The organism is Sphingomonas floccifaciens, assembly GCF_042681125.1.
Classification (GTDB): domain Bacteria; phylum Pseudomonadota; class Alphaproteobacteria; order Sphingomonadales; family Sphingomonadaceae; genus Sphingomonas; species Sphingomonas floccifaciens.
Window position 1 is genome coordinate 288,256 of the sequence record NZ_JBHUFC010000002.1, and the last position, 23,857, is coordinate 312,112.

22 protein-coding genes are annotated in these 23,857 nt (G+C 66.9%); 10 read left to right on the top strand and 12 right to left on the bottom strand.

Features of this window, described 5'->3' with window-relative positions; genetic code table 11:
• Positions 1 to 46 precede the first annotated feature (46 nt).
• Positions 47 to 4,204, bottom strand: coding sequence for a DNA-directed RNA polymerase subunit beta (gene rpoB / locus ACFSC3_RS04220; protein ID WP_380939061.1), 4,158 nt, complete (start codon positions 4,202 to 4,204; stop codon positions 47 to 49).
• Between the two features lie 334 nt (positions 4,205 to 4,538).
• On the opposite strand from rpoB, the gene ACFSC3_RS04225 reads away from it, so the two are divergent.
• From ACFSC3_RS04225 to ACFSC3_RS04250, 6 genes are all read left to right on the top strand, one after another.
• Positions 4,539 to 5,882 (top strand): hypothetical protein, encoded by a 1,344-nt coding sequence (locus ACFSC3_RS04225; protein ID WP_380939063.1) that lies wholly within the window; start codon positions 4,539 to 4,541, stop codon positions 5,880 to 5,882.
• A gap of 356 nt (positions 5,883 to 6,238) precedes the next feature.
• Positions 6,239 to 8,149, top strand: a complete 1,911-nt coding sequence (locus tag ACFSC3_RS04230; protein WP_380939065.1) for a CocE/NonD family hydrolase — start codon at positions 6,239 to 6,241, stop codon at positions 8,147 to 8,149.
• Positions 8,150 to 8,374: 225 nt separating this feature from the next.
• Positions 8,375 to 8,548, top strand: a complete 174-nt coding sequence (locus ACFSC3_RS04235; protein WP_380939067.1) for a hypothetical protein — start codon at positions 8,375 to 8,377, stop codon at positions 8,546 to 8,548.
• Positions 8,549 to 8,550: 2 nt separating this feature from the next.
• The gene (locus tag ACFSC3_RS04240; RefSeq protein ID WP_380939069.1) at positions 8,551 to 8,847 is read left to right on the top strand and encodes a hypothetical protein; all 297 of its coding nucleotides are present in this window, start codon (positions 8,551 to 8,553) and stop codon (positions 8,845 to 8,847) included.
• Between the two features lie 601 nt (positions 8,848 to 9,448).
• Positions 9,449 to 10,690, top strand: coding sequence for a threonine synthase (locus ACFSC3_RS04245; protein ID WP_380939070.1), 1,242 nt, complete (start codon positions 9,449 to 9,451; stop codon positions 10,688 to 10,690).
• Positions 10,691 to 10,734: 44 nt separating this feature from the next.
• Positions 10,735 to 11,895 (top strand): hypothetical protein, encoded by a 1,161-nt coding sequence (locus tag ACFSC3_RS04250; RefSeq protein ID WP_380939071.1) that lies wholly within the window; start codon positions 10,735 to 10,737, stop codon positions 11,893 to 11,895.
• Here ACFSC3_RS04250 and ACFSC3_RS04255 read toward each other — a convergent pair.
• The 7 genes from ACFSC3_RS04255 to ACFSC3_RS04285 form a co-directional block, all read right to left on the bottom strand.
• On the bottom strand, positions 11,882 to 12,064 hold the full coding sequence (locus ACFSC3_RS04255) for a VOC family protein (RefSeq protein ID WP_380939072.1): 183 nt from the start codon (positions 12,062 to 12,064) through the stop codon (positions 11,882 to 11,884). The genes ACFSC3_RS04250 and ACFSC3_RS04255 overlap by 14 nt on opposite strands.
• 212 nt (positions 12,065 to 12,276) lie before the next feature.
• Entirely contained in the window at positions 12,277 to 12,651 is a 375-nt protein-coding gene (rplL, locus tag ACFSC3_RS04260; protein WP_380939074.1) for a 50S ribosomal protein L7/L12, read from the bottom strand.
• A gap of 49 nt (positions 12,652 to 12,700) precedes the next feature.
• A complete protein-coding gene (gene rplJ / locus ACFSC3_RS04265) occupies positions 12,701 to 13,216 on the bottom strand; it encodes a 50S ribosomal protein L10 (RefSeq protein ID WP_380939076.1) in 516 nt (171 codons plus the stop codon).
• 341 nt (positions 13,217 to 13,557) lie between these two features.
• Entirely contained in the window at positions 13,558 to 13,770 is a 213-nt protein-coding gene (locus ACFSC3_RS04270; protein ID WP_380939078.1) for a hypothetical protein, read from the bottom strand.
• A gap of 70 nt (positions 13,771 to 13,840) precedes the next feature.
• Complete coding sequence (locus ACFSC3_RS04275; protein ID WP_380939080.1) at positions 13,841 to 14,053, bottom strand: cold-shock protein; 213 nt, start codon at positions 14,051 to 14,053, stop codon at positions 13,841 to 13,843.
• 421 nt (positions 14,054 to 14,474) lie between these two features.
• Complete coding sequence (locus tag ACFSC3_RS04280) at positions 14,475 to 14,801, bottom strand: hypothetical protein (protein WP_380939082.1); 327 nt, start codon at positions 14,799 to 14,801, stop codon at positions 14,475 to 14,477.
• Between the two features lie 12 nt (positions 14,802 to 14,813).
• Positions 14,814 to 16,304 carry a L,D-transpeptidase family protein gene (locus tag ACFSC3_RS04285; protein ID WP_380939084.1) on the bottom strand — a complete coding sequence of 497 codons (1,491 nt, stop codon included), beginning with the start codon at positions 16,302 to 16,304 and terminating at the stop codon, positions 14,814 to 14,816.
• A 222-nt stretch (positions 16,305 to 16,526) separates the two neighbouring features.
• On the opposite strand from ACFSC3_RS04285, the gene ACFSC3_RS04290 reads away from it, so the two are divergent.
• Positions 16,527 to 17,552 (top strand): cysteine synthase A, encoded by a 1,026-nt coding sequence (locus ACFSC3_RS04290; protein ID WP_380939086.1) that lies wholly within the window; start codon positions 16,527 to 16,529, stop codon positions 17,550 to 17,552.
• Between the two features lie 23 nt (positions 17,553 to 17,575).
• Positions 17,576 to 17,878 (top strand): hypothetical protein, encoded by a 303-nt coding sequence (locus ACFSC3_RS04295; protein WP_380939088.1) that lies wholly within the window; start codon positions 17,576 to 17,578, stop codon positions 17,876 to 17,878.
• A 453-nt stretch (positions 17,879 to 18,331) separates the two neighbouring features.
• On the opposite strand, the gene ACFSC3_RS04300 is transcribed toward ACFSC3_RS04295, so the two are convergent.
• The 3 genes from ACFSC3_RS04300 to ACFSC3_RS04310 form a co-directional block, all read right to left on the bottom strand.
• On the bottom strand, positions 18,332 to 18,556 hold the full coding sequence (locus tag ACFSC3_RS04300; RefSeq protein ID WP_380939090.1) for a DUF1289 domain-containing protein: 225 nt from the start codon (positions 18,554 to 18,556) through the stop codon (positions 18,332 to 18,334).
• Between the two features lie 18 nt (positions 18,557 to 18,574).
• Complete coding sequence (locus ACFSC3_RS04305) at positions 18,575 to 19,987, bottom strand: DEAD/DEAH box helicase (RefSeq protein ID WP_380939092.1); 1,413 nt, start codon at positions 19,985 to 19,987, stop codon at positions 18,575 to 18,577.
• Positions 19,988 to 20,086: 99 nt separating this feature from the next.
• On the bottom strand, positions 20,087 to 20,572 hold the full coding sequence (locus tag ACFSC3_RS04310) for a hypothetical protein (protein WP_380939094.1): 486 nt from the start codon (positions 20,570 to 20,572) through the stop codon (positions 20,087 to 20,089).
• Positions 20,573 to 20,653: 81 nt separating this feature from the next.
• Between ACFSC3_RS04310 and ACFSC3_RS04315 the strand changes: the two genes are divergently transcribed.
• Both ACFSC3_RS04315 and ACFSC3_RS04320 read left to right on the top strand, forming a co-directional pair.
• On the top strand, positions 20,654 to 22,105 hold the full coding sequence (locus ACFSC3_RS04315; RefSeq protein WP_380939096.1) for an FAD-binding oxidoreductase: 1,452 nt from the start codon (positions 20,654 to 20,656) through the stop codon (positions 22,103 to 22,105).
• 34 nt (positions 22,106 to 22,139) lie between these two features.
• Positions 22,140 to 22,700 (top strand): cytochrome b, encoded by a 561-nt coding sequence (locus ACFSC3_RS04320; protein WP_380939098.1) that lies wholly within the window; start codon positions 22,140 to 22,142, stop codon positions 22,698 to 22,700.
• Between the two features lie 184 nt (positions 22,701 to 22,884).
• On the opposite strand, the gene ACFSC3_RS04325 is transcribed toward ACFSC3_RS04320, so the two are convergent.
• The gene (locus ACFSC3_RS04325) at positions 22,885 to 23,751 is read right to left on the bottom strand and encodes an N-formylglutamate amidohydrolase (protein WP_380939100.1); all 867 of its coding nucleotides are present in this window, start codon (positions 23,749 to 23,751) and stop codon (positions 22,885 to 22,887) included.
• Positions 23,752 to 23,857: the final 106 nt, after the last annotated feature.

Consider the following 23,857-nt stretch of genomic DNA (forward strand, 5'->3'; position numbering starts at 1 on the left):
GCGGCTCCCTCCCTCTCCCGACGGGAGAGGGAAGGGGGCGATCACATCATTCAGCCGCCTCGGCCAGCGGCTCGCCGTCCTCGTCCAGCTCCTGGTTCTTGAGCTCGACGTTCAGGCCCAGCGAGCGCATTTCCTTGACGAGCACGTTGAAGCTCTCCGGAATGCCGGCCTCGAAGGTGTCGTCGCCCTTGACGATCGCTTCGTAGACCTTGGTGCGGCCGACGACGTCGTCCGACTTCACCGTCAGCATTTCCTGCAAGGTATACGCCGCGCCGTAGGCCTGGAGTGCCCAGACCTCCATTTCGCCGAAGCGCTGGCCGCCGAACTGCGCCTTGCCGCCCAGCGGCTGCTGGGTGACGAGGCTGTACGGCCCGATCGAACGCGCGTGGATCTTGTCGTCGACCAGGTGGTGCAGCTTCAGCATGTAGATGATGCCGACGGTCACCTTGCGGTCGAACGCGTCGCCGGTGCGGCCGTCGTACAGCGTCGACTGACCCGACGTGTCGAGACCCGCCAGCTCCAGCATCTCTGACACGTCGCTTTCGCGCGCACCGTCGAACACCGGGGTGCCCATCGGAACGCCCGTGCGGATGTTGTGGACCAGCTCGGCGACCTGCTCCGGCGTCCGCGACTGGATGTCGTCGGCATAATGGTCGCCGTAGATCTCGACCAGGCGATCCTTGACCGCGGCCGGCATTTCGCCCGCCTTGGCGTCCGGGTTCGCCTCGCGCCAGTCTTCCAGTGCCGACGCGACCTGCATACCCAGGTTACGTGCGGCCCAGCCGAGGTGCGTTTCGAAGATCTGCCCGACGTTCATGCGCGACGGCACGCCCAGCGGGTTGAGCACCAGGTCGACCGGCGTCCCGTCGGCGAGGAACGGCATGTCCTCGGCCGGCAGGATGCGTGAGATGACGCCCTTGTTGCCGTGACGGCCGGCCATCTTGTCGCCCGGCTGCAGCTTGCGCTTCACCGCGACGAAGACCTTGACCATCTTGAGCACGCCCGGCGGCAACTCGTCGCCACGCTCCAGCTTCTCGCGGCGATCCTCGAACTTCTCGCGGATACGCTTGGCGGCTTCGTCATACTGCTGCTTGACGGCTTCCAGGTTCGCCTGGACGGCGTCGTCGGCAACGGCGAACTTCCACCATTCGTGGCGATCGACGCTGTCGAGCAGATCCTGATCGATCACTGCGCCCTTCTTCAGGCCCTTCGGCACGGCGGTCGCGGTCTGGCCGAGCAGCATGTCGCGCAGGCGCGACCAGGTTGCACGGTTCAGGATGGTGCGCTCGTCGTCCGAGTCCTTCTTAAGGCGCTCGATTTCCTCGCGTTCGATCGCCAGCGCGCGCTCGTCCTTGTCGATACCGTGACGGTTGAACACGCGCACATCGACGATCGTGCCCGACACGCCCGGCGGCAGGCGAAGCGAAGTGTCGCGGACGTCCGAGGCCTTTTCACCGAAGATGGCGCGGAGCAGCTTCTCTTCCGGCGTCATCGGGCTCTCGCCCTTCGGCGTGATCTTGCCGACCAGGATGTCGCCCGGCTCGACCTCGGCACCGACATAGACGATGCCCGCCTCGTCGAGGTTACGCAGCGCTTCCTCGCCGACGTTCGGAATGTCGCGGGTGATGTCCTCCGGCCCCAGCTTCGTGTCGCGGGCCATCACTTCGAACTCATCGATGTGGATCGACGTGAACACGTCGTCCTTCACGATCCGCTCGGAGATCAGGATCGAGTCTTCGTAGTTGTAGCCGTTCCAGGGCATGAACGCGACGAGCGCGTTGCGGCCGAGCGCGAGCTCGCCGAACTCGGTCGACGGACCGTCGGCCAGCACGTCGCCGACGTTGACCACGTCGCCGACCTTCACCAGCGGACGCTGGTTGATGCAGGTCGACTGGTTGGAGCGCTGGAACTTCATCAGCGTGTAGATGTCGACGCCCGATTCATTGGCATCGACGTCACCGGTCGCGCGGATGACGATACGGCTGGCATCGACCTGGTCGACGATGCCGGCCCGACGCGCCGAGATCGCGGCACCCGAGTCACGGGCGACGGTCTCTTCCATTCCGGTGCCGACGAACGGCGCCTCGGCACGCACCAGCGGTACGGCCTGACGCTGCATGTTCGAGCCCATCAGCGCGCGGTTGGCGTCGTCGTTTTCCAAGAACGGAATGAGCGACGCGGCGACCGACACGAGCTGCTTCGGCGAGACGTCCATCAGCGTGATGGTTTCCGGCAGCGCCATCAGGAATTCGCCAGCCTGACGGGCCGAGACGAGCTCTTCGGTGAAGCGGTTGCCCTCGTCGACTTCGGCCGAGGCCTGCGCGATCGTGTGCTTGGCCTCTTCCATCGCCGACAGGTACACGACCTCGTCGGTGACCACGCCGTCGATGACCTTGCGATACGGCGTCTCGATGAAGCCGTACTTGTTGACGCGGCTGAACGAGGCGAGGCTGTTGATCAGACCGATGTTCGGGCCTTCCGGCGTTTCGATCGGGCAGATACGGCCATAATGGGTCGGGTGAACGTCGCGGACTTCGAAGCCCGCACGCTCACGCGTCAGACCGCCCGGCCCGAGGGCCGAGACGCGACGCTTGTGAGTCACTTCGGAGAGCGGGTTGGTCTGGTCCATGAACTGCGACAGCTGCGACGAGCCGAAGAATTCGCGCACCGCGGCGACCGCCGGCTTCGCGTTGATCAGGTCGTTCGGCATGACGGTCGACACGTCGACCGACGACATGCGCTCCTTGACCGCACGCTCCATGCGCAGCAGGCCGACGCGATACTGGTTCTCCAGCAGCTCGCCCACCGAACGCACGCGACGGTTGCCCAGGTTGTCGATGTCGTCGACTTCGCCCTTGCCGTCCTTCAGATCCACCAGCGTCTTGACGACGGCCAGGATGTCCTCGGTGCGCAGCGTGGTGTGCGTGTCCGGCGCATCGAGGTCGAGGCGCATGTTCAGCTTCACGCGGCCCACGGCCGACAGGTCGTAGCGCTCCGGATCGAAGAACAGGCCGGCGAACAGCGACTCCGCCGTCTCCAGCGTCGGCGGCTCGCCAGGGCGCATGACGCGGTAGATGTCGCTGAGCGCCTGCTGGCGCTCCTCGGCCTTGTCCGCCTTCAGCGTGTTGCGGATCCACGGACCCGTCGAGATGTGGTCGATGTCGAGCAGTTCGATCCGCTCGATGCCCGCCTTGTCGAGCAGTTCGAGGTTCTCGGCCGACACTTCGTCACCGGCTTCGATATAGATCTCGCCGGTCTTCTCGTTGATCAGGTCGTACGCCGAATAGCGGCCGAAGATTTCCTCGGTCGGGATCAGCAGATCGGTCAGACCGTCCTTCGCCGCCTTGTTGGCAGCGCGCGGGCTGATCTTCTGGCCGGCCGGGAACACGATCTCGCCCGACTTGGCGTCGACGATGTCGAACATCGGCTTGGCGCCGCGCCAGTTTTCCGGCGCGAACGGGATCTGCCAGCCACCCTGACCGCGGACGAAGGTCACGCGGTTGTAGAAGTGGTTGAGGATCTCTTCCGAATTCAGGCCGAGCGCATAGAGCAGCGTGGTGACCGGAAGCTTGCGCTTGCGGTCGATACGGACGTTGACGATGTCCTTGGCGTCGAACTCGAAGTCGAGCCACGAACCACGATAGGGGATGACGCGCGCGGCGAAGAGGTACTTGCCGCTGGCGTGGGTCTTGCCGCGGTCATGGTCGAACAGCACGCCCGGTGAGCGGTGCATCTGGCTGACGATGACGCGCTCGGTACCGTTGATGAAGAAGGTGCCGTTTTCCGTCATCAGGGGCATGTCGCCCATGTAGACGTCCTGCTCCTTGATATCGATGACCGACTTGGCTTCGGTATCGGGATCGACCTCGAACGCGGTCAGGCGCAGCGTGACGCGCATCGGGGCAGCATAGGTAATGCCACGCTGACGGCATTCCTCAACGTCGAACTTCGGGTCTTCGAGGACATAGTCGTCGAAGTCGAGATAGGCGGTGCCGGCGAAGTCCTGGATCGGGAAGACGCTGCGCAGCGTCTTTTCGAGGCCCGAGACATGGCCCGTGCTCTTGTCGGAGCGCAGGAACTGTTCGTAGCTTTCGCGCTGAACCTCGATCAGGTTCGGCATCTGCACCACTTCGTGGATGTCGCCGAACACCTTGCGGATGCGGCGCTTGGTCGTGCCGCCGGTCGCGATCGCTTTGGTTGCCATGTCTGTGTCTTGCCTCGTCAGCCGTCAATTGCCCCGGTGGAACCCGCGGGGCGCGGACGCAGCAAAGGACGCATAAAAGGCCGCACGATAACCTCCTCGGAAATCGGCAGCCTCGAAGCGTCCTCTGTCAGAACCAAGCAGTTCCCATTCGTACGAAGCGCTGCGCGACGGCGCCCCATGTCCCGAAACTGTGGTAGGACACGGCATATAGGCTGACCGCCCGTCATAGTCAAATTCGCCGTTAACAACGGCCTGTCGATGAAATTGCACGTCTCGTCGTTAAAAATAACCGTTTCGGGGCCGGAATCGTCTCACCGCTCATTGAGCATGCGATATGAAAACGGAAAGCACCCCCGCTCGCCGCGCGGCCTGGCTGTTCCTCGCAGCCCCTGCGCTCCTTGTCACGCCTGCCCAAGCGCAGGATGCGACCACCCAGGCGCCGACGCCCCCTCCGCCGGTCACGACGACAGTGCCGCAGGCCGATGCGCCTGCGCCGCAGTCGAGTACGACGACCGTTCGCGGGACCGATCCCGCGTCGCGCACGACGATCGCGCCCGGTGCCGCCGATGTGGTCGACGATGCCCGCGTCGCCGCCCGTCCAGAACGCCGCGCCGCCGCTCCGCGCGAGGTGACGCGCCGGACGACGACCGTAACGCGCACGAGCGCCCCCGCTGCGGCTACGACCGCCGCTACGGCGACTGCGCCCGCCGCCACTACGCCGGTCGCGCCCGCCGCTGCTCCGGCGGCGCAGCCCGAGGCCGCGACCCCCGCTTCACCCGCGGCAGAGGCTCCTGCCGCTACCACGTCCGAGACGACCACGACACAGACGACGCCGGACGACGGCGCGCCGCTGTGGCCGCTGGCCGCGATCGCTGCGGTGATCGTCGCCATCGGCGCTTTCTTCCTGATGCGCGGTCGCAAGCGCGATGCCTATGAGGAAGAGGTCTATTACGAAGAGCCAGCCCATGCCGAGCCGGTCGCTGTCGTTGAGCCGACGGTCGTCGACCGCGCGCCTGTCGCGGCATCCGCCGCCGTCGCTCCTCTGGCGGCGGCGCCGATCGCGGCCGCCGCGATGTCGCGCCATGACGAGCATCGGAGCGACGAGCCCGTCGCGGCGGGCCTCGCCGAAGACGCGACCGTCACCGACGCCCCGGCTGAGGATGTTGTGGCGCTGACCGCCGGAACGCCGGCGGTTCGCGATCGCCCATGGCTCGAACTCGCGATGCGTCCGGTCCGTGCCGGCACCAGCGCGGACGAAGCGATGGTCGAGATCGAACTGACCGTCGCCAATTCCGGCAGCGTCGCGGCACGGGACGTTCGCGTCTCGACCTTCATGCTGACCGACGCCCATGCCAGCGAAATGGAAAATATGCTGGTCGATACGCCCGCCGATGCTGCGATCGACCCGGTGACGATCGAACCCGGCGAGGGCACCCGCATCGATGCGACGTTGGCGGCATTGAAAGCCGACCTGGGCGGGGAAGGGCGCTTTACGCCGGTCGTCGTCGCCGATGCGCGCTATCGCCTCCCGGACGGCAGCGAGGGGCGCACGTCCGCCTCGTTCGTGGTTGGCGTGTCGGATGAGGAAGGCGGCACGCTGATACCGATCGACCTCGCCGACCGGGTGATGCGCGATGACGTCGAGGCTCGTTTGCACGGGGCGCCTGAGCACGCCTGATCTATCTCAGAATATCTTGATCGCGCCCGTCTCCACTTCGGTGGGGGCGGGCTTTTTTTTCGCACAAAGGCACGAAGACACGAAGTGCAAGTTGCGAAGGCGCGATGCGCGCTCCCGGAAATCCGTTCGCCCTGAGCTTGTCGAAGGGCTGCCCTTTTACCCCGGGTGAAAAGAAGGACGGTGCTTCGACAAGCTCAGCACGAACGGAAGGAGAGGCAACCGTCATGCCTTCGTGCCTTCGTGTGAAACCAAAAGCCTCCCCTCATGCCGCCCAAAGCGCAACTCGTGCCGCCACCCATTGCCGCGGCCCGGCACCCCCGCTTAGCATCGCCGCCATTCCTCCCACGGAGCGCCTCATGACGAAGCTGATCCTTCTCGCCGCCGCCGCCCTCGCCATCACGCCGCTTGCCGCGCAGCAGGCCGCGCCCGCCGGCGACATTCCGCCGAAGTACGAAGTGCCGAAGACCAATTACGACTACGACAAGCGCGAGGTGATGATCCCGATGCGCGACGGGACGAAGCTTTACACCGTCATCGTCGTGCCGAAGGGCGCGAAGAACGCGCCGATCGTGCTCACCCGCACGCCCTACAATGCCGCGGGCCGCGCCAACCGGATGGACAGCCCGAAGATGTTGTCCGCCCTGCCGCTCGCCGACGAGATCTTCGTGAAGGACGGCTATATCCGCGTCTATCAGGACATCCGCGGTAAATATGGGTCGGAAGGGGATTATGTCGTGACGCGCCCCGTCATTGGGCCGCTCAATCCGACCAAATTCGATCACACGACCGATGCGTACGACACGATCGATTGGCTGGTGAACACGGCGAACCTGCCCGAGAGCAATGGCCGCGTCGGTATGATCGGGTCGTCCTATGAAGGCTTCACCGTCGTCATGGCGATGCTAAAACCGCACCCCGCGCTGAAGGTCGCCGCGCCCGAAAGCCCGATGATTGACGGCTGGATGGGCGACGACTGGTTTCACCACGGCGCCTTCCGCCTGGCGAACATCGCCTGGCTCGGCGGGCAGACCGGGTTCAAGGGCAGCGGCAAGGCGCCGCCGACCGGCGGTTACGACGATTACGAGAATTTCCGCACCGGCTCGGCGGGCGACTGGGCGAAGAAGGCCGGGTACGACCTTCTCCCCTATTGGCAGCGGATGCAGGCCCATCCGTCCTACGACGCCTTCTGGCAGGGTCAGGCGCTCGACAAGCTGGTCGCGGCCAACCCGTCCAACGTGCCGACGATCTGGGAACAAGGTCTGTGGGATCAGGAGGACATGTACGGCGCGATCCGGACGTGGGAAGCGCTGAAGGCCAAGGGCAAGACCGGCAACAACTTCCTCGTCATGGGGCCGTGGCGCCACAGCCAGATCAACCGCGAGGGGCGCGAGCTCGGGCCGTTCAAATGGGACGGCGACACCGCCGCGCAGTTCCGCGAGGACATGGTCCTGCCACTGTTCAACCAGTATCTGAAGGACGGTCCCCCCGCGAACCTGCCGCAGGTCGCGATCTACAATACCGGCGAGAACCACTGGGACCGGCTGAGCACCTGGCCGCTGGCGTGCGAGACGGGGTGCGCCGCACCGCTCAAGCCCATCTACCTCCAAGCCGGCGGCAAGCTCGGCTGGGAAAAGGGCGGGGCAGGGGGCGACGCCTATGTCTCCGATCCCGCCAAGCCCGTCCCGCACCTGTCGCGCCCGGTCAATTTCGGGGACGGCCGCTGGGGCGACTGGCTGGTCAGCGACCAGCGCCATGTCGACGGACGCCCGGACGTCATGACCTATCAGACCGACGTGCTGACCGCGCCCGTCCGCGTGTCGGGCGCACCGTTCGCGGAAATCTTCGCCAAGACGACCGGAACCGATGGCGACTTCATCATCAAGGTGATCGACGTGTATCCGGACGAGGTCGCGACCGATCCCAAGATGGGCGGCTACCAACTCGCCATTTCGCAGGACATCTTCCGCGGCCGCTACCGCGACAGCTTCGAGAAGCCGACCGCGATTCCCGCCGGCAAGGTCCAGAAATACCGCTTCCGCCTGCCGACGGTGAACCATGTCTTCCAGCCCGGCCACCGCATCATGGTGCAGGTCCAGTCGAGCCAGTTCCCGCTCTACGACCGCAACCCGCAGACGTTCGTGCCGAACATCTTCCTGGCCAAGCCGGGCGACTACAAGGCGGCGACGGTAACGCTCCAGCGCGGCGGCGCGGATGCGAGTGCGGTGTGGCTGCCGGTGGTGGAGCGGGCGGCCGGCGATCAGCGTTAGCTGATCGCGGACTCGCCGCGTCGGGCAGCGGTGCGGCGCAAGCCGCTCCGTTTGACGACGCGGCGGCGATTGTCGACATCTAAGAAGACGCGCAATTTGCGTGCCGGGGGTGGCGCATCACCCCCGTCGTTCCTATCTTCAACTCATCACCGGCTTGGTTTTTCCGTAGGCGCCGGTGACTGAGAGACGATCCGCGCTTTCGCTTACGCCGCGAAGGTTGTCATTTTGGACCTCAACTATCTTCTCTCGCGCCACCAGATCTCGCTGATGCGCGCCGACGCCGCGACCACGCGTGAAGCGCGATATTCGCACACCGGGATGGCGCATCGCTACGCCGACGCGATCCGATCGGCACAGATGACGCTCGGCGCCAGCGGCGCCGTGCTCGAGGCACGCTGAGCGTGTCGGCCGTCACCATCCTCCCCGCGTCCGGCGAACTCTCGCCATCGCCCGCCAAGCGGTTCCGTCGCTCTTTCTCGGCACGCCCGGATGCGCCGGATGTCGTTGCGCGTCAGGCGAAGGTTACTTTGCTGGCTTTCCGCGCGCATCCCACCCGTGAAGATGCGGTCGCCTTCCTTAATGTTGAGCACGCAGAACTTGGCGGACGTCCGATCGATATCGGCGGGCGCGATGACGCGGGTTTTGCCTTGGTCGAAGCGATGATCGGCCGGACTGTCATCGTCGTACCTGGTCGGTAATCACGCGGCATTGAGGCCTGGTTGTCTGCGTCGGCCCAGGCCAAAGCCTTAGCCATTCAAGTCTGTAGGTGGTTGAGTCTCCGACGTCAGCGGAGACGTGAGTTAAGCGCGGTTGTGTCGGCGCGCCGGCGACCTCGTCGCGATGTAGCGCGGTGCGCCTTTCAGGGGTAGCCTGCCCCTGTTGCAACGATACTGATCCAGATCATAGTCGACGCATGGCTATCTTCACACCTTCGTGTCCGGAATGCGGTACACCTGTGTCCTTCAGTCGAGTCCACTTGCGGCGGGTCAACAGACCCTTCGCGTGTCGCAAATGCGGTTCGAACTGCTGATCCCAAAGAACCTTTGGATCCCCCTGAGCGGGTTGACCGCATACTGGTTGCTCGAAAGGAGCGTCAGCTCGACGGAAGGAACGGCGCTGCTGATCGGAGCCATTCTCGTGGCCATATTGATCCTGTCCCGACTGTTCCTCCTGCCCCAAAGGGTGCGGACCGACGCAGACACGCAGACGGGGTAAGTGCTCTGGGGGCCGGATCATCGGCGACGGCCCGCTTACTCTCAGACATTGACCTCGCCGCCACATCGTCCGACAGGCGCAAACATGATCCCGTCGAACGCCAACCTCACCGCCGATCGCCCCAGCTTCGTCACGCATCTCGAATGCGGGCTGACCGGGGAGCGCTACGACGCCGACACGCTGCAAGGGCTCAGCCGCGTCGGGCGGCCGCTGCTGGTCCGCTACGATCTCGAGGGTGTCGCGGCGGCGATGACGAAGGAGGCGCTGGCGGCGCGTCCGGCGGATCTGTGGAAGTATCGCGAGCTGCTGCCGATCCGCAGCTCCGAACACATCGTCAGCCTGGGCGAGACGGCGACCCCGCTCGTCACGCTTGACCGGGTGGGAGCCGCTCGCGGCGCCCGCGCGCCGATCGTGAAGGACGAGGGGCGCCTGCCGACCGGCAGCTTCAAGGCGCGCGGCCTCGTCATGGCGATCAGCATGGCGAAGGCGCTGGGTGTGCGGACGATCGCGATGCCGACCAACGGCAATGCGGGGGCGGCAGCGGCGGCCTATGCGGCGCGCGCGGGCATCGAGGCGGTGATCCTCTGCCCCGACGACACGCCCGAGATCAACGTGCGCGAGATCGCGGCACAGGGCGCGCGCGTCTACCGGGTCAACGGCCTGATCGACGAATGCGGCGCGATCGTCGGCGCGGCATGCAAGGCGAATGGCTGGTTCGACCTGTCGACGCTGAAGGAGCCCTATCGGATCGAGGGCAAGAAGACGATGGGGCTGGAACTGGCCGAACAGCTGGGCTGGACGCTGCCCGACGCGATCTTCTACCCGACCGGTGGCGGCACCGGGCTGATCGGTATGTGGAAGGCGTTCGACGAACTGGAGCGCATCGGCTTCATCGGACCCGAGCGCCCGCGCATGTATGCGGTGCAGGCCGAAGGCTGCGCGCCAATGGTCCGCGCGTTCGAGGCGGGGGAGCGCCATGCCGAGCGCTGGGAGGATGCGCATACCGTCGCCGCTGGCATCCGCGTGCCCAAGGCGGTCGGGGATTTCCTGATCCTCGACGCCGTGCGCGAGAGCAACGGCGCGGCGCTGGCGGTGAGCGACGACGCGCTGCTCGCTGCGGTCGAGGAGGCGGCCGGGGACGGGTTGCTGCTGTGTCCGGAGGGCGGGGCGACGCTGGCCGCCTATGACCGTGCGTTGGCCGATGGGATGGTCGGTCGCGACGAGCGGGTCGTGTTGTTTAACTGCGCGACCGGCCTGAAATATCCGATGCCCGACAAGTCCCGGACGCTCGACCGTCACGGCGAAATCGATCTCGCGAGCCTGTGATGCGTGCAGCCCGGATTCAGCCACACAACCGTAGCGCGCGCGGCGTGAAGACCCTGCTTCTCGCTACGACCCTGCTCGCGATGGGAAGTGCGCCGGCTATGGCGCAGACCACGCCCGCCCAGACGTTGCCCGGCGCCGATCGTTTCGAATTGCCGCCGGGGAACAGCCAGGCGACGCCGACGCCCAGCCCGACGCCGACCGCTACTCCCAGCGCGTCCACGCCGCCGCCGGTCGTCCGCACGGTGCCGGTCCCGACGCCGACCGCGGCGGCGACGCTACAGCCGCGCCCGACGCCCGTGCCGGCTGCGACGCCGACGCCGCGCCCGACTGCGACGGCAGCACCGGTCGTGGCGCCGACGACTGCGGTGCCGCCGACACCGACCGCGACACCTGCACCGACCCTTGCGCCCGTCCCGGGCATCACGTCGACGCCGCTCCCCACGCCGACACCGACGGAAACCGCGACGCCCGTATCAGCCTCGACGCCAACGGCGGGGCCGCCTGTCTGGTTGCTGTGGCTGTTCGGCCTGGGGGGGGCCGGCGTGGTCGCCTATGCGGTGCTCGCTTGGCGCCGGCGCTCGGCCGCGGCCGTGGATGTGATTTACGGATCGGCGCCACCGCCTGCGCCGGAGGGCGTACCGCACCCGGAGCCGCAGCCGCAGCCACAAGCGCCCGCCGTTTCGGCAACCGCACCGTCCGACGCCACACCTGCGGCTGCCGACGCCCTGACCCTCGATTTCCACCCGCAGCGACTATGGACGCGCGGGCCGGACGCCCATCTCGCCTTCGACCTGATGCTGACCAATGCCGGTACCGCGCCGTTATCCGGCGTCCGCCCTGTCGTCACGCTGGCGAGCGCCGGTCCGGAGACGGAGAGAGAATTGACGGACTTCACCGCGCAGATCGCGTCGCTGCCTGGTGGCAAGCCGTTCGACCTCGGGGCCGGTGAAACCCGCAAAATCGCCGGCGAACTCGTGCTGCCGGGTGATGCGATGCATGTGACCACGGCGGCGGACCGGGAAATGATCGTGCCGATCGCGATGGTCGGTGCCACCTGGCGGAGCGGCCTGTCGGTCGCGTCGGCGACGGAAGCGTTCGTGGTCGGCCCCGGCGATCCGTCGTCGCCCAAGCTAGGGCCGGTCTGGGTCGACCGACCCGGCCAGACCTTCGCCCGCCTCGACGCGCGCCGGCTCAGCCAGCGCTGATCGCACGGCCGATGCGGACGAGGACACCCGTCGGGTCGCTGACCGCGAATTCATAGGTGCCCCACGGCATGGCTTGCGGCGTACCGGGCTGAATGATCAGCTCGCGCACCTGCGCGGCGACCGCGTCGACATCCTCGACATAGAGCGGTTTCCGACCGATCTGCACCATCGTGACGGGGCCGATTTTGGTTCGTGGCGAGGAGCGAGGAAGGAACGGGGCTTAGCTAGGCAAAAGAAAAGGGCGACCCGCGTGTTGGCGGGCCGCCCTTTGTCTTGTGCTGGCCGCCACGGGCAATGCCCCTGACGTCGGACATCGGCGGAGCCGATGCCGGCCGGCCTTGCCGGGGGCGGGCCGGAATGGCCCGGCTCCCCGACTGCGGCTTACTTCAGCTCGACGGTCGCGCCGGCTTCTTCCAGCTGCTTCTTGATCTTCTCGGCCTCGTCCTTGCTCACGCCTTCCTTGACGGGCTTCGGGGTCGATTCGACCAGCGTCTTCGCTTCGGTCAGGCCCAGGCCGGTGATGGCGCGGACTTCCTTGATGACGTTGATCTTCTTGCCACCGTCGCCGGTCAGGATCACGTCGAACTCGGTCTTCTCTTCAGCAGCCGGGGCAGCAGCGCCGCCGCCAGCAGCCGGAGCCGCAACCGCAGCAGCGGCCGAGACGCCCCACTTCTCTTCGAGCAGCTTCGAGAGCTCAGCGGCCTCGAGGACGGTCAGTTCGCTCAGCTGGTCAACCAGCGCGTTCAGATCAGCCATTATAATACTCCAGTATCAGATCGGGTTGTAAGTAGTTGAGACGAGGCGATTATGCCGCGTCCTTTTCCGCATAAGCTGCCAGCACGCGGGCGAGCTGCGCCGCCGGTGCCTGGGTGATGGTGGCGATCTTCGTGGCGGGTGCCACGATGAGGCCGACCAGCTTCGCGCGCAGCTCGTCCAGCGACGGCAGCGAGGCGAGAGCCTTCACACCTTCCGCGTCGAGAATCTGGCTCCCCATCGCGCCGCCGACGATTTCGAACTTGTCGTTCGTCTTCGCGAAATCGACGGCTGCCTTGGCAGCCGCGACCGGATCGGCGGAGGTGGCGAGCCCGACCGGACCGGTCAGCAGGTCGGAAAGACCCGCATAATCCGTGCCCTCGAGCGCGATCTTGGCAAGCTTGTTCTTGGAGACCTTGTAGGTCGCGCCGGCGTCGCGCATCTTCCCGCGCAGAACGGTCGACTGTGCGACCGTCAGCCCCAGGTTGCGGGTCACGACGACCACACCCACCTGCGAGAAATTGCTCTTCAGATCGGCGACGGCCTGGGTCTTCTGCGAACGATCCATGCCATTCTCCTCAAATTAGGCCGAACCCCCTTGCAAGAGGCGCAGCCCGGTTACGTGCCCGCGCGTCCGAGGACACGCAGACGGTTCAGTCCGTTGAGGGGGAAGGATCGTGGGAAAAGCGTGCGCGATGGCGACCCGCTTGCCCGACCCGAGCCGCGGACATGCCGCGACTGGAGAAAATCTGTTCCCCGTCTCGGCAGGGCATTAAGGTCGGGCAAACCCCGGCCACCTGCTGTCTCGGACGGCGTATATGCGATAACGGGACGAGCCCGGTCACATACGACGGCTGCCCCCTAGCGGATTGTGGGGGCATGTCAATGGCGCGGACGCCCGCGGATCGATCAAACGGTCGTCGGCATCACCGGGCGCGAGGCGGCGGTCGCTTCTTCGCGTTCGATCCGGCGGCGCGTGGTGCGCTCGGCGCTGACGGCCATCGCCTCGAATGCGGCGACCGAACGCAGCGCGCGGTCGCGGACGTTGTCCAGTTCGGCCGCATCGGCATCGGCCTGCGCACGGTCGGCCTGGGCTCGGAAATAGGCGGCGTCATGGGCCATCGTCGGGTCCTTTGCTTGGGCGAAGGGAATGCCCGGCCCGCGTCGGCGACGCGAGCCGGGAAGGGCGGCGTCAGTCGACCGGCTGGAGGTTCACCGCGCTGGTCTTGCCGCGGCGATCGGTTTCCAGTTCGTAGCTGACGCGCTGGTCCTGCGTCAGCGTCGCCATGCCGGCACGCTCGACGGCGCTGATGTGGACGAAGGCGTCGCCGCCGCCGCTTTCCGGCGCGATGAAGCCATAGCCCTTGGTTTCGTTGAAGAATTTTACGGTGCCGGTGATCGACATGGGGATACTCCTTATTCGTGTGCGGCACCCTCCAAAGCGGCGATGCCGGCTGTAGGGCAGACAGAAGGAGCAAAGGGGCCGCAAAGCGCCGAAGACCGTCGATGTGCGACTGTAGCGGATGCAATGTGGGGAAGGCGGAGCTGTTCCGCAAGGGGACCCGTCTGGAGGCGGGGAGCGGCTTGGCTGAGAGCGCTAGGAGGGAGGGATCCAGAGAAGGCGCGAAGGCGTCAAGAAAGAGGCTGAATCACGCGGAGACGCGGAGACGCGGAGGTGTTTCACTCGCTGCGTCAGCAGGCTTTTCGGCAAACCGGGCCGCACGCAGCAAACTCCGTCAGAGCCGAAGCGCAACCCCGCTTCATGCATCTCCGCGTCTTCGCGTCTCCGCGGAAACCTCCTTCGCGCCTTTGCGCCCTCCCTGAAATTACTTCTCTTCGGAAACCGTACCCGACTGGTTTGCCGCAGGCGCGGTGTCCTCATCGCGGTTGACGCGCGAGGTCATGCCCGTCGCGTCGGCATCCGCCTGGATCTGCTCGCGCTCGTCGACGGTCGGCTCGGGCTCGTCGGTCAGATTGGTGGCTGTGGCTTCCGGCACGTTCATCGTGACCGGCGCTTCGGGCACGTTCATCGCCTCGTTCGTGACGTCCAGCATCTCGGTCCCGTTCTCTTCCGGTGCCGGGGCGGCGTCGTCGTTCGACGAACAGGCTGCGAGCAGCGCTAGCGCGGCGAGGGCGGGCAAGGTCTTCTTCATGGCGTAATCCTCTTAGTCGGCCATCGCCGGTGCGGCGGCTTGGATTTGCGAGCGCTTCTCGATCTTGGCGGCGAGTTCGCCGTCCCAGCTATACGGATCGGCGCGGAAGTTCATCGTGCCGTTGGCCGATGCAAAAGCGGTCCAGTAAAGCAGATAGACCGTCGCCGGCGTCGGCAGCTGCGCCCGCGTCGTCTTGCCGCTGGCGATCTGCGCGTCGATCGCCTCGGGCGTCCACTGCGCCGACCCGCGCAGCAACAGCCGGGCGAGGTCGGCGGGCTTTTCCAGCCGGACGCAGCCGTGGCTGGCCAGGCGATCAAAACTCGCGAACTTCGCCTGGGCGGGCGTGTCGTGGAGGTAGACGGCGTAGGGATTATCGAAGTCGAACTTGTAGCGGCCCAGTGCCGACAACGGCCCGGCCTGTTGCTGCAATCTCTTGTTCGGTCCCTCGCCGATCACGCGGAAGCCGTTGGCTTTGAGATAACCCGCTCCTTTCGGAAACAGCTCGCGCGCGGCGATGCCGGTCGGCACGTTCCACGGCGGGTTGAGCACGACCGAATGGATCGACGATTGCAGCATCGGCGTCTGGTCGCCTGGGCGCCCCGTCACGCCCTTCATCGACATGATCGGCTGGTCGCCCTCGAACACCGTCACCAGTGCGGCGGCGATGTTGACCTGGATGCGGTTCTTGTCGAGCTCGCGCGGAATCCAGCGCCAACGCTCCATATTCGCCATGATCTGCGCGACGCGGTCGGCGGCCGAGACGTTCAGCGCGGCCAGCGTCTGCGTGGATACGGTGCCCGCGGGATTAAGGCCGAAGCGGCGCTGTGCGCGCTGGACAGCAGCCTTGAGCTCGCCGTCGAAGGTATCGCCCATCCGCTCGACCTGGCTGTCCTCGACCGCCAGACGCTGGCGCAGCGCCCGCACGCGGGGGCCTTTCGCGCCGACGACCAGATCCGGCCCCGCCGCCAACCGCGGCCAGCCGCCTGCCGTCTCGATCGCGCGATACGCCTTCAATCCGTCCTTCAGTCCGTCATAGCCCGAATAGGGCGGCGGCAACGCACGCGCCCAGCGGGCGAGGCCGTTCTTTGCGACCGCATCGGCAAAGCTCGGCAGCGGGTCCCAATATTGCGGCCGCAGGCCCCAATCCTCCTTGAAGTCCGCTTCGGCCAGCCGCCCGGTACGCACCGCGCGAGCATAGTCGAGCGCGGCGCGGACCAGCGTGTCGTTGTCGGTCGCGGTCACCTTTGCCGCCGCCGCGTCGTGGCGCAGGCCGTGTTCGATCCGACCCGCCTCGATGATCGCGACCAGCTGGCGGGCCTGCTCGTCGGTCAGGCGGGGCAGCGGAACGGCGGCGGCAACAGGCGCGACCGGGGTCGATTGGGCGCCGGTCGTCGCGGGTGCGGCCTGCGACGGCGGAATCTGCGTGGGCTGAATCGTCGTCGGCGGCGCCTGCTGCGCCAGCACCGGCGACGCGATCGTCGCCAGCAGGGTGGATCGGAACAATAAGCTACGCATGGATCCTGGTCGCCTGGGGGGGGAGGAACGGGACGCCCTATTTAGGGGAGGGGAGGGGGCGGTTTCAAAGGAAAACGCGACGTCACGCGCTAAATCGGTGATCGCGCCGCATCGCCGGTTCGCCCGGGTAGCGAGCCCGAAGCCGAATTTGCCCGGCCCCAAGCGGTTCTTGGCATTGCCGCGCGTGCCCGGTCGCGCCATCTTGGGCGCATGCAGACTACGCAAGACACGCTATCGCTGATCGGGAACACGCCCCTCGTCCGCCTGAAGGGGCCGAGCGAGGCGACCGGATGCGACATCTTCGGCAAGTGCGAGTTCGCCAACCCCGGCGCATCGGTCAAGGACCGCGCCGCGCTCTCCATCGTCGAGGATGCGGAGAGCCGCGGACTGATCGCGCCCGGCGGGACGATCGTCGAGGGGACCGCCGGCAACACGGGCATCGGTCTTGCGCTGGTCGCCAATGCCAAGGGCTATCGGACGATCATCGTCATGCCCGAGACGCAGAGCCGCGAGAAGATGGATACGCTGCGTGCTCTGGGCGCCGAACTCGTGCTGGTCCCGGCCGCGCCCTATTCGAACCCCGGCCATTTCGTCCACACCAGCCGGCGCATCGCGGAGGAAACGCCGAACGCGATCTGGGCGAACCAGTTCGACAATATCGCCAATCGCCGTGCGCATATCGTCGGGACGGCGGAGGAGATCTGGCAGCAGATGGACGGCCGGATCGACGGCTTCACCTGCGCCGCCGGCACCGGCGGGACGATCGCCGGCGTCGGCCTCGGCCTGAAGGAGAAGGACGAGAGCGTGACGATCGCGCTCAGCGATCCGCACGGGGCGGCGCTGTACGACTATTATGCGCATGGCGAACTTCGGTCCGAAGGCTCGTCGGTCGCGGAAGGGATCGGGCAGGGGCGCATCACGGCGAATCTGGAAGGCGCGCCGATCGACACCCAATATCGGATCAGTGACGAGGAAGGCCTTGAATGGGTCCGCCGACTGCTGGCGGAGGAAGGGCTGTGCCTCGGGCTGTCGTCGGGCATCAACGTCGCCGGCGCGGTGCGGCTGGCGCGCGAACTGGGTCCGGGCAAGCGCATCGCGACGATCCTGTGTGACACCGGATTCCGTTATCTTTCGACCCTCTACAACCCGCAGTGGCTCGCCGAAAAAGGGCTTTCCGACCGCATTGCGCAGGTTAACGGTTCGTCGACGGATACCAACGGCTCGACATCGAGCTAATTTTAAGTTACATTTCTGCCACAGTGACGAAGACGAAGACTTCCACGACGACGGCACAAGACTCGCAGACGGTGCAGCGCGTCCGTGTCGCCATGACCGGTCTGGCGGCGGTGATCCTGTTCATCGGCCTCGCCAGCGCTGTGTTCAACTATGCCAGCCGTGAGCCGGCGTTGACCGCGGTCGGCGTCGCCAAGCCCGAGATCGTGGCGAACATCACCGAGACCGCGCTGAGCAACGCCGCAGCCAACGAACCGCTGGCCGACCTAGGCATCGCGCCGGGACCGGCGACGACGGCTGCGGTCGGGAATAGTATCGACGCCAAGTAAAGGATGGGCGGGGGCGGCCTGCTCGGACTCGAAACGACAGCTAACCGATCGAGCAATGTCCGTTCTTCCATGTCATCCCGGACTTGATCCTGGATCCAGAGCCCAACGCCGCGTCGCCCGTGACTCTGGATCCCGGATCAAGTCCGGGATGACGGTTGTTTGAGGCGCCTTCGTGACGTTCTCGTGCATATCGGGTCAGCTTGGATCATCACGCGTTGCCCGATCCGTTTGCCCAGCGCGAAGTGCATTGGGTAAGCCGGATTAGCCGCTGGGCGCCCTGTCGCTTTGATGAGCGCCGGACAGGCTTAGCGAGCAGATGATAGGGAAATCCCCCCGCCTTGAAGCCATGCTGTGCTCCGGCGAGGACCGGAGGGTTGGCGACCGAAGGCTCTCGACCGCCACAGCCTCCGCCGGCGCACGGGATTATGCCGGGCGGCCCAATCAAACCCCGGCCTACAGCCCCCGCCGCCGCCGCTCGCGCAGGCTCGTCATTCGCGTCGGCAGGATCGCCATCACCGCGTCGCGCTCAGCCTCGCCGACCGCGGTCCAGCGGGTGATTTCGTCGCCGGTCCGCCCGCAGCCGATGCACCAGCCCGTCGCCGCGTCTAGCCGGCAGACGTTGACGCACGGGCTCGGCACCCGGACGGGCTCGACATATTCGAACAGGCTGTCGTCCATCGCCGCGATTGCGCCGGGTCAGGCGCCCAGCTTGATGTCCAGAAACGACGGGATCGGGCCGTTCCAGCCGACATCGGGGCCGTCGTCGTAGCCATTGCGCGAGCGGCGGTCGTCGCGACGCGGCTCGCGGTCGGCGCGGACAGGCCGCTCTTCGCGGACAGGGCGTTCGTCCCGGGCCGGACGCGCCGAGCGGGGCGCGCGATCGTCACGCGGTGCCCGCTCCTCGCGCGTCGGCCGGGCTTCGGCCGTATCGCGGCGACCGCGCCGCGGACGCTCTTCGCGCGGCGCTTCCTCGCGCGCGGGCGGCGCGGCGTCGATCGACACCTCTTCGCGCGGGATGGTCTGGCCGGTCAGCTTCTCGATATTCTCGATATTCTCGGCGTCGTCCGCGGTGACGAAGGTATAGGCGCTGCCCGTCGCGCCCGCTCGGCCGGTGCGGCCGATGCGGTGGACATAGTCGTCCGGATGCCAGGGCGCATCGAAGTTGTAGACGTGGCTCACGCCCTTGATGTCGAGCCCGCGTGCGGCGACGTCGGAGGCGACCAGGATATTGATCTCGCCCGACTTGAACAGCGCCAGTTCGGCCAGGCGCTGCGGCTGTTCCATGTCGCCGTGGATCTCGCCCGACTTGAAGCCGTAGCGGCGCAGCGATTTGTTCAGTTCGCGGACCGTGGTCTTGCGGTTGCAGAAGATGATCGCGGTCTTCACATCGTCGCGGGTCAGCAGCGTACGGAGCACCTCGCGCTTGCGGTCGGCGCGGACGGGGACCAGCTTTTGCGTGATGTTGAGGTTGGTCGACGCCGGGCGCGACACCTCGATCTGCTTGGGGTTCGACAGGAAGCGGTCGGCCAGCTTCTTGATCGGCGGCGGCATGGTCGCCGAAAACAGCAGGGTCTGGCGCGTCTTGGGCAGCTTGGTGCAGATTTCCTCGATATCGGGGATGAACCCCATGTCGAGCATCCGGTCCGCCTCATCGATGACCAACAGTTCGCAGCCGGTCAGCAGGATCTTGCCGCGCTGGAACAGGTCCATCAGCCGGCCCGGCGTCGCGATCAGCACGTCGACGCCCTTTTCCAGCGCCTTCACCTGATCGCCCATCTGCACGCCGCCGATCAGCAGGGCCATGCTGAGCTTGTGGTTGACGCCGTATTTCTCAAAATTTTCGGCGACCTGCGCGGCGAGTTCGCGCGTCGGCTCCAGGATCAGGCTGCGCGGCATCCGCGCGCGGCTGCGGCCCTGGGCCAGGATGTCGATCATCGGCAACACGAAACTGGCGGTCTTGCCGGTGCCGGTCTGCGCGATCCCGATCAGGTCGCGCATCATCAGCACGCTGGGGATGGCCGCGGCCTGGATCGGAGTCGGGTCGCTATAGCCCGATGCTTCCACTGCACGCAGCAGTTCGTCTGATAAGCCGAGATCGGCGAAGCTCATGCGGTTGTCCGGATTAAGAAGGCCGCGAAAGCCGCGCGCCCGACACGTCGCCCCGCGCTTGCGGATCGGCGCGCAAAAGTCAAGGTCGCGCGCTCGCGATCACCGTTTCGCGACGAGGGTGCGGAACGCCTTGATCCGGCATTCGCCGCCCGCGCGCGACCGGAACGCATCGCGCGATGCACAGGCTTTTCCGTCCGGCGTCATCCGCACGTAAAAGCCCGAATAGAAATCGAGCGCGCGGCAATCCTTGTCCAGCTTGGCGCGGATTCGCGCGCCGCCGTTCATGATCAGGTCGACGCTGTCACTGCCGGGCAGGGCGGCCGCGGCGATGTCGATCAGGGCGACGCACTTGCCCGCCTTCTTTTCCGCCCATTGCACGGTCGCGGGGGGGCGGGCGAGGCCGATCGCGCTCCCGCGCGGCGTCGACATACGCGGCACGCGGATGATCATCCGTTGCTGGATCGTCACGGTGGTCGTCGTCATCCGCCCTTGCGCGGGGCCACGCGAATCCCGCTGCTGCGCCTGGGCGGTCAGCGCGGGCAGGGCTATGGCCACGGCGAGGATTGGCAGGCGGGCGACAGGCATGGTCGGTTGCGCGAATGGCCCCGTATCGTTGAACCGCCGATGAATTGGCGACGTCGTATGTGCCATGCTAACGGCCGCGCGATGACCTCGCCAGATACGGAACGCTTTATCGCCGACGTCCTGTCCCGGATCGGGGCACGCGGCGTGACGACCGCGCACGACGACCTCGCGCCATGGCTGAGCGACTGGCGCGGACGGTATCACGGCGCGGCCTGCGCGCTGCTGTCGCCCGCGTCGACGGAAGACGTCGTTGCGATCGTCGAGGAATCACGCCGCCATCGCGTCGCGCTGGTGCCGCAGGGGGGCAATACGTCGATGGTCGGCGGCGCGACGCCCGACCAGGACGGCCGCGCCGCCATCCTGTCGCTGCGGCGGTTGAACCGGATTCGCGATCTGTCGGCCGACGCCGGAACCGCGATCGCGGAAGCCGGCGTGATCCTGAGCGATCTGCACGATGCCGCCGCCGGCATCGGTTGCCGCTTTCCCCTGACGCTCGGCGCGCGGGGGTCGGCGACGATCGGCGGCCTGATCTCGACCAACGCGGGCGGGACGCAGGTGCTGCGGTTCGGCACGATGCGCGCGCTGGTTGCGGGCGTGGAGGCGGTCCTGCCCGATGGTCAGGTCTATCGCGGCCTCGCACCGCTCAAGAAGGACAATCGCGGCTACAGCATCGACCAGCTGCTGATCGGCGCGGAAGGGACGTTGGGCGTAGTTACCGCGGCGACGCTGCGGCTCGTGCCCGCCATCGTCGATCGCGGCGTCGCCTGGGTCGGGTTGGAATCGCCGCATGCGGCGCTGGCCCTGTTGCGCCGGCTGGAACGCGCGACCGACCGGATCGAAAGCTTCGAGATCATCCCCGGCGACAGCCTGGCGCTCGTGCTCGACCATATCCCCGGCACCCGCGCGCCGCTCGCCGGGCGTCACGCCTGGCATGTCCTGATCGAGGCGGTCGTCACCGATACAAGCGGCGAGGCGCCGGCGCGGTTGCTCGAACGGCTGCTCGCCGATGCGCTGGGCGACGGGGTCGGCGACGATGCGGTGGTGGCGGCGAGCGAAGCGCAGGCCGAGGCGATGTGGCGCATCCGCGATTCGCTGTCGGAAGCCGAGCGCGCCGCGGGACCGGCTGTCCAGCACGACATCTCCGTCCCCGTCGCATCGATGCCCGACTTCATGATCGACGGTGTCGCGGCGATGGAGCGTGCCTGGCCCGGCACCCATGCCACCGCCTTCGGCCATCTCGGCGACGGCAACGTCCATTTCCACGTCCGCGCGCCGGCGGGCGTCGACCGCGACGCCTGGTATGCGACCGACGCGCATCGCATCACCGCCATGGTCCATGACCTGGTCGTCGCGGCGGGTGGATCGATCTCCGCCGAACATGGCATCGGTCAGATGAAGCGCGACGAACTTGCCCGGTTGGGCGACCCCGCGCGCCTGGCTGCCCTCAGGGCGATCAAGTCCGCCTTCGACCCGCTCGGGTTGTTCAATCCCGGCAAGCTGGTCCCGCTTGCGCCGTCCGCTGACGCTCCATAAGCTGACCCAGGTGACCAGCCGCAAAGGAATGCCCATGCGCAGCACCATCGCCCGCACCGATCGTTACGCTCGCGGGTCGATCGTCTTCCACTGGCTGATCGCGGCGGCGATCATCGTCAATCTGTGGCTGGGTATCGCGCATGATTCGCTGCCGAAGGGCTGGGCGGTTATGCCGCTGCACAAGTCGATCGGCATCACGGTGCTGGTGTTGACGATCGCGCGGCTCGCCTGGCGTCTCGGTCATCGTCCGCCGCCGCTCGACCGGACGATGCCGGCGTGGGAGCGGGCCGCGGCCAACGCCTCGCACTGGGCGCTTTATGCCTTGTCGATCCTTGTGCCGCTGTCGGGCTGGGCGATGGTGTCGGGCAGCACGGTGCGGCGTCCGCTCGACTGGTTCGGGCTGTTTCCCATTCCCTATCTGCCGGTCTCGCCCGCGGTGGGCGGAGCGGCGCATGAGGGGCATGAGATCCTCGGCTATGCGATGCTGGCGCTGGTCGTCCTGCATGTCGTGGCCGCGCTTCGCCACCATCTGATCCTGCGCGATTCGACGCTCGTGCGGATGCTGCCGATCCTGCGGGTGCCGACGCCGCGTTAAGGCATCGGAAAATACCGTAAATTTGTCCCTTGAAAGCCGTTTGCACCCGACATACATTGCTTGTGCAAGGCTTCGTGTCCCCCCTTTCGCGGGGCTTTGCGGCACGCCTTCGGGTGTGTCTCCTCCCTGAACCTTGGCCACCTCGGGGCTTGCCTCGAGGTGGTTTTTTTATGTCCGCGGCCGGTTATTCGGCGGCGAAGGCGGTCGGCATCGCCTCGTCGGCCAGTGCGTCGATGACGTCCCGCACGAACCGGGCCACCGCATCGAACCCCGGACCCGGCTGATCCAATTGCGCGTCCAGATACAGCGCGCGGTCGATCTCCAGCTGGATCGCGTGGATGCCGCGGCCGGGCGCCGCGTGCCGCTCCAGCACATGGCCGCCGGCATAGGGCGTGTTGAGCGCAACGGCGTAGCCCGCCCGCTTGGCACAACCTTCGATCCGCGCGACGAATCGCGCGGCGCTGGTTCGGGCGAAGCGGTCGCCGATCACGATCCGCGCCGGATCGGCCCCCGCCAGCGACGGCATCGAATGCAGGTCGAGCAGGATGGCCACGCCGAACCGCGCCCGCGCCGCGGCCAGCGTCTCGGCCAGCGCTGCATGATAGGGGCGATGGTCGGCGTGGATGCGCGCGGCGACATCGTCGGCGCTCCACGATCGCGCCCAGATCTCGGTCCCCGCCGCCGCGCGGCGCGGGATGAGGCCCAGCCCGCCGCGTACCCGGCTCGACAGTTGCGGCATGCCGAAGCGCGCCGCGCCATCGTCGACGCGCGGGTCGCGGTCGCGCTCGCTGCGATTCAGGTCGATCCACGCCCGCGCTTTACGCGCAACGATCAGCGTCTCGTCCGCGCGCGCCGCCAGCGCCAGCATATCGACGTGCCGATCCTCCAGCGGGCGCAATTGCGCCGCCGGGACCCGCAGACGCGCCAGCAAGGCCGGCGGATAGTCGCGCCCGGCGTGCGGGACCGACACCACCACCGGGCTGGTCGGGGGCAGGGGGCCGAGGCGGTCGAAACTGGGCTGCACGTCACGGAGGCTAGGGGGCTGTGCCATTCGGGGCAAGCTTGCGACGAACGGATTGCGCAAAACCGTGGCGCGGCGTCTGGAATTTCTTAAAGCCTTGGCGGATAGATACGGCCGCGACGACGCGGCGCGACGG

Excerpts from the sequence above, each read along its gene's own strand:
- ACFSC3_RS04305 (WP_380939092.1), bottom strand. The coding sequence starts at position 19,987 with ATGAGCTTCGCCGATCTCGGCTTATCAGACGAACTGCTGCGTGCAGTG.
- ACFSC3_RS04315 (WP_380939096.1), top strand. The coding sequence starts at position 20,654 with ATGACCTCGCCAGATACGGAACGCTTTATCGCCGACGTCCTGTCCCGG.
- ACFSC3_RS04270 (WP_380939078.1), bottom strand. The coding sequence starts at position 13,770 with ATGGCCCATGACGCCGCCTATTTCCGAGCCCAGGCCGACCGTGCGCAG.
- ACFSC3_RS04275 (WP_380939080.1), bottom strand. The coding sequence starts at position 14,053 with ATGTCGATCACCGGCACCGTAAAATTCTTCAACGAAACCAAGGGCTAT.
- ACFSC3_RS04320 (WP_380939098.1), top strand. The coding sequence starts at position 22,140 with ATGCGCAGCACCATCGCCCGCACCGATCGTTACGCTCGCGGGTCGATC.
- rplL (WP_380939074.1), bottom strand. The coding sequence starts at position 12,651 with ATGGCTGATCTGAACGCGCTGGTTGACCAGCTGAGCGAACTGACCGTC.
- ACFSC3_RS04300 (WP_380939090.1), bottom strand. The coding sequence starts at position 18,556 with ATGGACGACAGCCTGTTCGAATATGTCGAGCCCGTCCGGGTGCCGAGC.
- ACFSC3_RS04290 (WP_380939086.1), top strand. The coding sequence starts at position 16,527 with ATGCAGACTACGCAAGACACGCTATCGCTGATCGGGAACACGCCCCTC.
- rplJ (WP_380939076.1), bottom strand. The coding sequence starts at position 13,216 with ATGGATCGTTCGCAGAAGACCCAGGCCGTCGCCGATCTGAAGAGCAAT.
- rpoB (WP_380939061.1), bottom strand. The coding sequence starts at position 4,204 with ATGGCAACCAAAGCGATCGCGACCGGCGGCACGACCAAGCGCCGCATC.
- ACFSC3_RS04325 (WP_380939100.1), bottom strand. The coding sequence starts at position 23,751 with ATGGCACAGCCCCCTAGCCTCCGTGACGTGCAGCCCAGTTTCGACCGC.
- ACFSC3_RS04245 (WP_380939070.1), top strand. The coding sequence starts at position 9,449 with ATGATCCCGTCGAACGCCAACCTCACCGCCGATCGCCCCAGCTTCGTC.
- ACFSC3_RS04225 (WP_380939063.1), top strand. The coding sequence starts at position 4,539 with ATGAAAACGGAAAGCACCCCCGCTCGCCGCGCGGCCTGGCTGTTCCTC.
- ACFSC3_RS04255 (WP_380939072.1), bottom strand. The coding sequence starts at position 12,064 with ATGGTGCAGATCGGTCGGAAACCGCTCTATGTCGAGGATGTCGACGCG.
- ACFSC3_RS04310 (WP_380939094.1), bottom strand. The coding sequence starts at position 20,572 with ATGCCTGTCGCCCGCCTGCCAATCCTCGCCGTGGCCATAGCCCTGCCC.
- ACFSC3_RS04280 (WP_380939082.1), bottom strand. The coding sequence starts at position 14,801 with ATGAAGAAGACCTTGCCCGCCCTCGCCGCGCTAGCGCTGCTCGCAGCC.
- ACFSC3_RS04230 (WP_380939065.1), top strand. The coding sequence starts at position 6,239 with ATGACGAAGCTGATCCTTCTCGCCGCCGCCGCCCTCGCCATCACGCCG.